Origin of the sequence: Cognatishimia activa (assembly GCF_001458335.1) — a bacterium.
GTDB classification, from domain to species: domain Bacteria; phylum Pseudomonadota; class Alphaproteobacteria; order Rhodobacterales; family Rhodobacteraceae; genus Cognatishimia; species Cognatishimia activa.
Genome location: NZ_CYTO01000024.1, coordinates 348,522 through 359,572, shown reverse-complemented (window position 1 = coordinate 359,572; position 11,051 = coordinate 348,522). Strand labels below are relative to the sequence as shown.

At 52.7% G+C, this 11,051-nt stretch carries 10 protein-coding genes; 8 read left to right on the top strand and 2 right to left on the bottom strand.

From position 1 onward, the window contains the following. The coding region (locus TA5113_RS12835) for a sugar phosphate nucleotidyltransferase (RefSeq protein ID WP_370736446.1) at positions 1-347 on the top strand (347 nt) is incomplete at its 5' end. A gap of 27 nt (positions 348-374) precedes the next feature. On the opposite strand, the gene TA5113_RS12830 is transcribed toward TA5113_RS12835, so the two are convergent. Continuing rightward, on the bottom strand, positions 375-1,481 hold the full coding sequence (locus TA5113_RS12830; RefSeq protein ID WP_058316763.1) for a glycosyltransferase family 2 protein: 1,107 nt from the start codon (positions 1,479-1,481) through the stop codon (positions 375-377). A 215-nt stretch (positions 1,482-1,696) separates the two neighbouring features. Here TA5113_RS12830 and TA5113_RS12825 point away from each other — a divergent pair, with 215 nt between their 5' ends. From TA5113_RS12825 to TA5113_RS12795, 7 genes are all read left to right on the top strand, one after another. Continuing rightward, positions 1,697-2,458: a family 16 glycosylhydrolase gene (locus tag TA5113_RS12825; protein WP_058316540.1), complete on the top strand. Its 762-nt coding sequence runs from the start codon at positions 1,697-1,699 to the stop codon at positions 2,456-2,458. Then, positions 2,443-3,699, top strand: a complete 1,257-nt coding sequence (locus tag TA5113_RS12820) for an O-antigen ligase family protein (RefSeq protein ID WP_165589424.1) — start codon at positions 2,443-2,445, stop codon at positions 3,697-3,699. The genes TA5113_RS12825 and TA5113_RS12820 overlap by 16 nt, the downstream gene beginning before the upstream one ends. A 1-nt stretch (position 3,700) precedes the next feature. After that, positions 3,701-4,882 (top strand): glycosyltransferase, encoded by a 1,182-nt coding sequence (locus tag TA5113_RS12815; RefSeq protein WP_058316538.1) that lies wholly within the window; start codon positions 3,701-3,703, stop codon positions 4,880-4,882. A gap of 1 nt (position 4,883) precedes the next feature. Beyond that, a complete protein-coding gene (locus tag TA5113_RS12810; RefSeq protein ID WP_082638127.1) occupies positions 4,884-5,837 on the top strand; it encodes a glycosyltransferase family 2 protein in 954 nt (317 codons plus the stop codon). 11 nt (positions 5,838-5,848) lie between these two features. Further along, a complete protein-coding gene (locus TA5113_RS12805; RefSeq protein WP_058316536.1) occupies positions 5,849-6,796 on the top strand; it encodes a glycosyltransferase in 948 nt (315 codons plus the stop codon). Between the two features lie 5 nt (positions 6,797-6,801). Continuing rightward, the gene (locus tag TA5113_RS12800) at positions 6,802-9,147 is read left to right on the top strand and encodes an AAA family ATPase (protein ID WP_165589423.1); all 2,346 of its coding nucleotides are present in this window, start codon (positions 6,802-6,804) and stop codon (positions 9,145-9,147) included. A gap of 66 nt (positions 9,148-9,213) precedes the next feature. Then, the gene (locus TA5113_RS12795) at positions 9,214-9,471 is read left to right on the top strand and encodes a hypothetical protein (protein ID WP_058316761.1); all 258 of its coding nucleotides are present in this window, start codon (positions 9,214-9,216) and stop codon (positions 9,469-9,471) included. 1 nt (position 9,472) lies between these two features. Here TA5113_RS12795 and TA5113_RS12790 read toward each other — a convergent pair. Next, positions 9,473-11,051, bottom strand: a 1,579-nt coding sequence (locus TA5113_RS12790) for an ABC transporter ATP-binding protein (RefSeq protein ID WP_131726489.1), incomplete at its 5' end; no start/stop codon positions are given.

Here is an 11,051-nt window from a genome sequence, read left to right as displayed (position 1 = left end):
AGGTCAAAGGCATGGTTGAAAAGCCCGTCGCGGGTACCGCACCTTCGAACCTCGCCGTCATCGGTCGCTACATTTTGGGACCGCAGGTGCTGGATCGTCTGAATGACAAGAAGATTGGTGCGGGTGGTGAAATCCAATTGACCGATGCGATTGCCGCAGAGATTGGGACCGAAAACCCTGTGCATGGCTTCTGCTTTGAAGGGCGTAGGTTTGACTGCGGCTCTAAGGCTGGCTTCTTGCAGGCGACGGTTGCCTTTGCGTTGGATCGCCCAGATCTGCGTGATGATTTGCAGGCGTTTCTGGATGAAAATGTTCTGTCTCAGGGCTACGGCCACGCCGCAGAATGATATCTTAAGGTTGGCAGCGGTGTGAACTTAGCCAGTGGCATGATCCAATTCCGCTGCCAACAACTGAAACCAAGGCGAGAGGTCGGCGCTGCGCGCGCCGAGTGACAGTGCAGCGCCGACACTGTGAGGCGGGTTTGGCCAGATGCCGTTGGTTGGAATTGAAGCTTGAACAGATTTCGGTGGCAATGAGACAATTGATGGTTGTTGTGATCGTTGCGCAAGGCGTCGTTTCAATCCTTCACGGGCACTTCGATATAGATCTTTCAATAGAGCAGGGCGCTTGGCGAGTCTTGAGAGGGCGGAGTTTACTCGGCGCGCTTTGATGTCTGCGACAAGTTCTTCAAATGCGAGGCGATGGTCGAGTATCGCACTGCGTGTCGCATGGGCTGCTTTGATGTCTGCGCCTTCCGGTATCCACTTGAGCATTCTGTCATGTGCGGTGCTGGTTGCGAGAGCGATCTCTACCGAGGATCTGTAAGACAATGATGAAGTATGTCGCCGGTAGAGGTACATCGGGTCAGGCATGACGGTCAGAGATGGCGTGCGTGCCAACAGTCGTAAAAGAAAGTCAAAGTCTTCTGACACCTTCATGCTTTCATCGTATCGCAGTCCATCGACCAATGATTTTGCAACGAATAGCTTTGTGTAGCCTAAGCTTGGGGTCGGGCTGCTGGGCATGTCCGAGAGCATCACCTCGTTAAAGTCGAATTGCTTGGGTGCTGTTAGGTCAAGCGCTTGAAGATGTGTACGGCCTGCGGCGCTTGCGGACTCAGAGAAATAAAGAAGGTCATCGGCAATCAACGGATGACCGGCTTGCGCCAATTCCAGCATCTGTTCAAACCGTTGTGGGTGCAGCAAGTCGTCGCTGTCTACAATTGCGATCCAGTCGCCGTCAGCAGCGTCTAGCCCGAGATTTCTTGCCGCCGCAGCGCCTTTGTTGGACGGGTTTGCGACGAACTTAATTCGATCGTCAGAAGCCGCCGCGTTCTGGGCGATTTTCGCAGAGTTATCATTTGACGCGTCATCGCAAATGATCAGTTCCCAGTCCTGCACCGTTTGCCTTTGCAGCGAGGCAATGGCGGCCGGAAGGTATCTGGCGCCGTTGTAGTTCGCCATAATAACCGAGATCTTCATATCAGTGTCGTGTGCCCTTGTTACCCAACCTCGAGTTTATCAGTCTGGTTCGGTTTCTTCGAATTTTATTTGTGATTAATTGCTGGGCATGACGCCGTTGTGACGCTTCTGTTCGGGACAACGAGAAGCATACATCAATGCCCATTTTCGCAATCACATGGAGTTCTCAGGCCGAATCTGGTCGTTTCGAAACGTGGTCGCAATGAAGGTCCGCAATGTTTCTTCGCGTTTTATTTTACGTCCTTACTTTTGGTTTTAGCTCGCTTGCGGCAATCGCCCAAAACAAGCCGAGCCCAGACCCTTTTTATGAAGAGTTTGAAAGCTTTTCTGAGCGCCGTTGGTATGTGTCAGACGGGTGGACCAACGGGTCCCATCAAAACTGCTACTGGGCACGGCAGGCGGTCTCGGACACTGCCGAAGATGTGGTGACCTTAAATTACTTTGCGCACGGCGATGGCTATCTGTGTTCGGAAATCCAGACGCGTGCCTTTTTTCTGTATGGGACCTTTGAAGCGCGTATGCGCGTTGAACCTGGGTCTGGGCGAAACGGGGCTTTTTTTGCCTATGCTGGTCGCGTACATGGGCAACCTCATCACGAGATCGACTTCGAGATTCTGACTAAGTCCGCCGATGAAGTGTGGTTGAATCGCTTCGTCAATCGAAACGATTTTGGTGAAGGTGGTAGCGTTCAATCGCCGAATCCGACTTCCGAGTTCCACGATTATGCTTTTGTCTGGGAGCCAGGCAGACTGCGCTGGTACATTGATGGTGTGCTGGTGCGTGAGAACAGCGATGGCGTGCCTTATTTGCCCATGAAAATCTATTTCAGCCATTGGGCTGGCGAAAAGAATCCAAAATGGCTTGGTCGTTTCCGCCGACCAGAAGGTGCAGTTGGTCTGGAAATAGACCGGTTTGCATACACTCCGCTCGGCTCACCTTGCCACTTTCCGGAGTCAATTGTGTGCGACTTGAAATGACAGAGGCGCGCTATTCCATAAACGTATTTGCCGTGACATTTGGCGTTGGCTTCTTTGCCGCTCATATGGTGACCCGTTTTGGGTCTATGGCGGCTCTGCTGTTGCTTTTGATGACATTTCTTATCCTCTGGCTTCGCGGTTCGAAACTTGTTGAAGATACAGCGCTTAACTTGTTGCTTTGGGGATATTTGCTGCTGTGCTTGCTTTCGACCTTATGGTCACCAGCGCCGAGTCAAACACTACGACTTGCGATCCAGTTGGGCATTACTTTTGCCTTTGCCATAACCGCTGCGTCCGCTTTGTCGGCGACAGCGTTCTATAAAACGGTTCTTTGGGTTTCGTTGGTTGTCATTGTTCTGAGCATTCTTGTTGGGCGCACAGCGGCAAATGGTGCTTGGGTCGGTGTGTTTAGGTCAAAGAATGATTTCTCGCAGTTTGCAGCCTGCGCGGTCATGGCTGGTTTCGCTGGCGTTCTATATGGGCGACGCAGAGGGATAACCTTGCCGGCTTTTGCTTGCTTGGGCCTTGCCGCGATCCTGTTGGTGAAAGCGAATTCCGCGGGCGCTCTAGTTGCAACCGCTGGCAGTTGCGCGGCAATGGTTGGGCTAAAGCTGCTGTCTCGGTTCCCGGACATGGCGAAGGTTTTCGCGTTAACGATATTGTTTCTAACTGTGACCTTGGTTGCGCTCGCGGTTACGTTTAACTTTTCGGTTTTTCAGCAAATCCTGTTGGATGCGACCGGCAAAGACGTAACCCTTACCGGTCGGACGGAGCTTTGGGCGATTGCGTTTGAAGAGATTGCGCAACGACCTTTGTTGGGGATTGGATACAAGGGCTATTGGGTTCCGGGAAACCCGACAGCTGAGATGTTGTGGGAGGAGTTTGGGATCGCTTCCAAACAGGGGTTTCATTTCCACCATACATTGATTTCGAACGCAGTAGAGGTTGGCCTGATCGGCGTGACCGTTATGGGACTGTTGTTCTTCGCTGCTTTCTTTCGACTTGTGCGTTGGTCCATAGAAGACCCTTCGGCTGAGACCGGGTTCTTAGCCGCGCTGATGATCTTTACGCTCATCCTCATGAACTCTGAGGTCATGTTCTTTGGGCAATTTCATAAGCAAACCGTCTTAACTGTGGTCGCAATGACCTATGCGGTGCGTCTACGCGCCTTTTTCGGCCAAAGTCACACCATACAGCACTCGATAACGTTGACCCCGGACCTAAATGAGCGGCGGGTGTGAAATGAGAGAGCCACTAAACATCCTATACCTCGCTCACGACTTGGATGACGCAGCAATTTGGCGGCGCAAGGACATGTTTGAACGGGGTGGTGCCACTGTCGATGTCGTGGGCTTTGAACGCAAACAGGTTGATCGCGCGCATAGCGCTCTTTCCCTTGGCACAACGCGGGACGGGGACTTCAAACAGCGCATTTGGCGGGTTGTGTCCAACCTTCCATTTCTTCCGCGAACAATAAAGCGTTCAGGCTTGCAGCGACCAGATGTGATTGTAGCGCGCAACATGGAGGCTTTGGCCTTGGGTCTGCGGCTCAAAGCGCATTGGGGTGGCGATATTCCATTGGTCTATGAATTGCTCGATATCCATCGATTGCAACACGGGCAGTCTGCCAAAAGCAAAGCGGTTCGAGCCGTTGAGGCTTGGATGCTGAAGTCTACCGACTTGGTGATGATCTCTTCTGAGGCATTTAAAACCAATTACCTCGATGCCTTTGAGATGCCGGATGTTCCCACGCTGTTGATTGAAAACAAAGTGCTCTTGAGAGACGGGCAGATGCTTGAACGTCCGAGACCGCAAAGACAGGTGGCTTCGCCTGAGAGAATTGCAATCGGATGGTTCGGCATTCTGCGATGTTCTTGGACGCTTTCCCAGCTGGATGCCTTGACCCGCGCTTTGCCGGGCCAGTTTGAGATTGTTATGCGCGGGCGTCCTGCCTTGGACCAGATGCCTGACTTTCATGAAACCGTTGAAGCGAACCCAGATTTGCAATTCGGCGGTGCATATCGCTGGCCTGATGATCTTCCATCAATCTACGCGGAGTGTGACTTTGTCTGGATGATTGACCGGTTTGACAGCGGAGGGAACTCTGACTGGCTATTGCCAAACCGTCTTTATGAAGGAGCGTTGTTCGGAGCGATCCCAATTGGTCTCAATGGAACCGCAATTGCAGCGCGTCTTCAAGCCATTGGCATTGGCCTGGTGCTGGATGACATCAGTCTGGACACTTTGGCCCAGGCGATGTCCCAAGTACAGCGTGTGCAGATCAATTCGATGCGCACAGACGTTTTGTCACAAAACTTGGGTAAGTGGGTCACGGATCAATCGGAGTGCCGCGCCCTGGTGAAAACTCTCTCGAATTTGAAACATGAGCCTAACACGTCAGGCCAGCCGGTTATGGATGGATGAAATGCGCGTCTTTATTGTAATTCCGACCCTCAATGAAGAGCATCACATTGCCCGCGTAATTGCAGGGCTCGAAACGTTCTCATTAGAACGAAACGCGCCGATCATCATCGCCGATGGCGGTTCCACCGATGGAACACGAGAGATCGTGCGTGCCATCTCAGAACAAAACTCGCTGGTGCAATTACTGGAAAACCCGGCCCGACTGCAAAGCGCGGCGGTTAATCTGGCTGTTGAGACCTATGGCGATGGTTATGATTTTGTCATCCGTTTGGACGCGCATTCGGAATACCCTGCGGATTATTGTGATGTGCTTTTAGAAGAAGCCGAACGGACAGGTGCGGCGAGTGTTGTGACATCGATGGTGGCAGTGGGGCAGGGGGGCGCGCAAAAGGTGATTGCCTCGGCACAGAACTCTCCCTTCGGCAATGGCGGCTCTGCGCATCGGAATGCCAGCGACGGTGAATGGGTGGGACATGGGCACCATGCTTTAATGCGTGTTGACGCGTTTCGTGAGGTTGGCGGTTATGACGGGACGTTCTCTCACAATGAGGACGCGGAGCTGGATTATCGCCTCGTTCAAGCAGGCCACAAGATTTGGCTGACCTCGCGCACGAAGGTGCTGTATCACCCGCGGTCTACGCTTCAATCTTTGTGGCGTCAGTATTTTAACTTCGGGCGCGGTCGCGCGCGCAATGTGGCGAAGCATCGGATGCGATTGGCGAAGCGGCAATTGATTGTCGCGGCGTTGTTCCCCGCGCTTCTTTTGGCCCTTTTGGTTCCGGTGAGCCCGATTTTTGCGTTTCCTTTGATGCTCTGGCTGGCCGGGTGCTTCGTGGCTGGGGTGATGATTTCAGTCGGCTCAGGAAAGGCGGTTGATGCGGCTGCAGGTTTTGTTGCCGGATTGATGCACGCCGCTTGGTCCGCCGGATTTTGGTACCAGCGCATTATAAAATAAAGCTTAGACAATTGGACTATATACAAAATCATATTGTTATCGGCATCTGCACATTTCGCAGGGCACATATTGTCGACACCATTGAAGCTGTCGGAAAAATAAACGTTCCTGCAGATGTAACCGTTTCTATTCTGGTCGCCGATAACGACGGCAGCGCAAGCGCCAAGTTCGCCGTGGAAAATGCGAAGTCTGAATTCCCGGTGACCTATATCCACGCGCCTGAACGCAACATATCAATCGCTCGCAACGCCATCCTCGACAAAGTGCGGCGTGATGCGATGTCTTACCTCGTCTTCATTGACGATGATGAAGTGGTGACGCCAGACTGGCTGATTGCTTTGTGGGAGCGTCACAAACAAAGCGGGGAAGGCGTTGTTGTTGGGCCGGTCCAAGCTGATTATTTAGACACCGCGCCCGATTGGCTTCGCTCTCAGAGTTTGCATGACACGTATCCCGACGTTGACGAGTTCGGCAACGGCCATACGGGTTACACATGCAATGTTCTCTTGGATTTACAGAACTCTAAGCTCTCTGGTCTGCGTTTTGATTTGCAGCGCGGCCGGTCTGGAGGCGAGGACAGCGCTTTCTTTTCTGCCTATCAAACGCGCGGTGGGCGTATTGCTTTTGCGAAAAATGCACTCGTTTGTGAAACCGTGCCTGAAAACAGGGCAAGTTTCAGGTGGTTGGCGACCAGACGTTTTAGGATGGGCCAGACACATGGGCAATTGATTAGCGAAGGGCAGGGGCTCCTCAAACGAATTACGAAAGCATCTGTCGCGGGTGCAAAGACAAGTTTTTGCGCCATCTCGGCTTTGCTGACCGTCGTCTCGCCAGCCCGCCGAAACAAAGCGCTTATCCGTGGCGCGATGCATCTCGGAGTGCTTTCAGGCTGTCTGGGCCAGAACGCGATTACACTTTACGGCGCTGACGACGCGGCGACGGGAACGAAGAAGGTTTGAGACGATTGAGTAGAATAGGCTTCAACCTAAATGGCGGATCGGGGGCTCTTCGGGATCCCGATGCTGGCACAACTGTCGATTTCACGCAGATTACGAACCTTCTGTACCGTCGACGTAAGACGATCATGTTCTGCGCCGCGATCTTGGTCATGTTAGGCGCAGCGATCACTTTAACGACGCCGAAATACTACGATGCGCGTGCGCTTGTGTTGCTTGACCAAAACATCGAACGGACCATCCAGCAGGTTTCCAACGTCAACAAGAATGCGACCGACAATGTTGCCATGGCAAGTGCGCGTTTGGTGATCTTGTCCGATGATGTGGCGCGAACCGTTGTTGAGCGGCTTGATCTGACGAACGAGCCCGCGTTTATGTCGCCTCCAATTGGGCTATCAACACAGATCATGGGTACAGTCATCGGAACCATTCGTAGTGGTATTCGCACGGTGACCAATATGATTTCACCTCCTGTCCCCGTGGTTGCGGCTCCGGTTGCGCCGACCGAAGCCGATATTGCTGAGCTTAGAATCAAGAGTGCGGTACGCATTTTGCAAGCGCGACTTTCGGTGAGCCGCGTCGGCAACAGCTCTGCGTTTTCGATTTATTACCGGTCCTCAAATCCGGTGCTGTCGACCAACATCGTGAACACATTTGCCGATGTTTATGTGTCTGACGTGTTGAACGCGAACTATGCGGCCACAGAACGTATGACAGAGTGGATGCAGGTTCGGCTGACCGAGTTGGAAGGAAACGCGCAGCAAGCCGCGATCGAAGCCGAGATGTTTCGCGCAGAGAATGGTCTGATTGTAGGCTCGAACACTGAGCATATGTCGGCAGACGCGGTGGATAGGCTCAATAGTGATCTATCCGAAGCAATCACAGAATTGGCACGCGCCGGCGCGATGACCTCGGCTCTTAGCGCAGCGGTGGAAGCGGGTCAGGATGCACTGAAAGCAGGTGTGCCCGGTGGCATCCCTGAAATCAGAGATGATGACTTTAGAGCGCGCCAGCGCACGCTTTCGGATGCTTTAAGCGATTTGCGTGCAGCTGAACAATTGGGGAATGCCGCACGGATTGCTGCAAATGAAAACCGTGTGTCTCAGGCTGCGGAGCGGCTCTATTCGACAATGCTGCGTTTGGTGGAACAGGCGCGCGGGAACGAAAGTCTGGCTGAAGCTCGTGTGGATGCCCTGCGCGAAAGCCTTGGTATTGCGGTGTCCAAAGATGCGGCTGCGGGTCCGGCGCAAGTGAAGCTAAGATCGTTGGAACAAAGGGCGGAAACGCTTTCGACCCTGTACCAAGCTTACTTGACGCGTTTCCGGGAAATCGACCAGCAGCGTAGTTTCCCGGTGTCTAATGTCAGGGTGCTAAATTATGCAAACGTGTCCCCTTATGCTGCGGGTCCAAGCCTGAAAAAATCTATTGTGATTTACTTCGTGCTCGGTCTGATTCTGGCGGCGGTCATTATTGCCTTTAAAGAGTGGCGTGATCGATTTGTAAGGACGTCTGATCATGTGACCCGGTCATTGGGTGTGCCATTTCTAGGATATTTGCCGCTTATGAGTAAGCGGCAGATGAGAACTTCCGATGGTGACGCAAAGCGTTCAGAACCCCACCCATGGCAAGACGGCGCTCCGGTTTCCAGTCAGTTGTTCGCATTGCACAACTTGCGCAGCCAGTATTCTGAAACGCTCAGAAATATCGTTCTGACAAGTGATCTGTCTTCACCGCTGCGTGGCAACACCCGTGGTCGCGTGGTTGCGGTGACATCGAGCCGACCCCGTGAGGGTAAATCGCTGTCAACCTTGAATCTGGCCACCGTGTTTGCGGCGAGCGGGAAATCCGTGTGCTTGATCGACGCGGACCCTTATTGTTCCGGTTTGACGAAAATGGTCGGGGCCAACGAGTCCGGCCTGATTGAAGTTTTATCTGGTGCTGCCGAATGGCAATCCGCAGTGAAGCCGATCTCTTCTGCGAATGTCGATGTTCTGCCATGTAATAAATCCCCGCAGTTCGCTTACGGACCTGAAATGCTGGCGAGCACGAAGATGCATGACCTTTTGGACGACATTCGACTAAAATACGATATTGTTTTGCTCGACCTTGCGCCGATGGGGCCGGTCATTGATACAAGGGCGTTGCTGCGGTCCTTCGACCAGCTGATTGTAATTGCCGAATGGGGCAAAACAACAATTAGCCTGCTCAAAGGCCTGTTGTCCAAAGACCCAAAGATCAGTGAAAAGCTCCTGGGTGTGGTTCTCAACAAAGTCGATATGAAAAAGATGAACGACTATGCTTCAGAAGCGGACAGCGTCAGCTATCTAAACGAATATAACGCTTACATTGACTAGCAATTGAGATCTTATTAGTTTTCCTTACCCACTGTGGGTATCGCGTAAAACCAAAAGAGATCGATTTTGCATCTGAAGTTGTTCCTTTTCGGGCTGATCCTTTTCCTGATTGCTCAGAGCATTCTGCTTGCCGTCATGGGTGTATCAGTAGGCCGTATCTTTCTAGCGGGGATCGTGACACTTGTTGTTGCGCAGCTTTTGCAGCTTGTGGTCGTGTATTTTATGGTGGCCAACGAAACGCGGAAACGTCGCAAAAATCTTGATGTTGAAGAAGACGTTTCGGCTGACACCGCCACAGACGTTCAAACAGCGAACTCTCAATAATTCAGCTTTTCACTTCGCTTTGGATCATCCGGGCAAGGTAGCCGTCTTTGTCTTCCATAATGTCCGACAATGCACCGGATTCCCGAATGCGCCCGTTGTCTAGGACATAGACATTGTCAGCGGACAGCACGACCGATGGACGGTGGGCGACCAGCAAGATGGTTGTGCCAGCATTGGTAAGATGACTGAGCCCGTTCAGGATGACCTGCTGAGACTCCCAGTCGAGCGCGCTTGTCGCTTCATCTAAGATAAGCACCGGACGGAAAGACAACATCGCAGCGGCGATCGCAACGCGCTGGCGCTGACCGCCAGACAACAAGGCGCCGCGCTCGCCCACAGGTTCGTCCAGCCCAAGGTTCAGGTCCATGACGAAATCCTCGGCATTCGCGAGCCAGAGTGCATCGGCAATTGCGTCTTCGTCAGGCGGTTCGCTGACATAGGCGCAGAGGTTGTCCCGGATTGTGCCATTAATAAGCGTGGCTTCTTGGCCCACATAGGCAATCTGATCGCGCCAGCTCGCAAACATTTCTGGCTGCATCTGGAGACCGTCCAAACGGATTTCGCCATTCTTCGGCTCAAGCAAGCCAAGCATGAGATCGACCAACGTGCTTTTACCGGAGCCCGATGGCCCAATCAAAGCAGTGATCTTGTCTTTCTCGATCTTTAGAGTGACGTCAGAGATCGCGGAGGTTTCATTTTCTTCATATGAAAAAGAGACGTCTTTGAGCTCTAGGCAATTCCCAATTTCAGGAACGGGTTCTTTGACGGTTGGCGCTGCGGCGACAGATTTTTCAAACCGTTTCGTAAGATCTTGGATATGCCGCCAGGCAGGGCGCTCTGCCAGAAAGGACTGCGCTGATCCTTGAAGGACCTGTACGCGCAATGCCACGCGCAGGGCGACCACCAAAAGGACGACGACTTCGGGGATAGGGCGCTGAAGGATTTGTAGGCTGACGATCAGGAACAGGATCACAGCGACGGCAATGCCGAATTGAAACATGCCGTGTGCGGTGGCTGTTAGGCGGGCGAAGGATTGTGAAACAGACGTGTGATTGTCCGCAGCTTCTCGGAATTCGCTAAGATGCTGTTGCTCGGTGTTGGACACGCGGGCTTGTTTTAATCTTGCCAGAAACGTTGAAATCAACTGGTATTGTTGGCCGCGATTTTCTTGCAGGGTTTGGCCCAATCGCGCAGATCTTCGTAGGAATGGCGTCATGCCGAGCCACAAAAGAGCGCTCACCAAAATAAGAGACACCATCATCTGCCACGAAATGGCGAGGCCGAACAAAATGTAGATGGAGGCAAAAATGGCAGCTTGGATGAAATTCAAGACGCTGTAGGCGCATCCGGTAATGCGATCAATCTCACCTGTCAGCGCGTGTTCAATATCGCTATCTCGGCGCGATTGGATGTCTTGCCAGCTTGCTTGCGATAATGCCGAAAACAGCGCGAGGCGCTGGGTGTTGGCAAATCCAAACAGCAGGAGATTGAGCTGGGTTGCGCGAAAGCGCATGATCACAATGGTGAAGGCGAGAAGCCCCAGAAACATGACAAGCGCGAGATTGAGCGAGATTGAAATC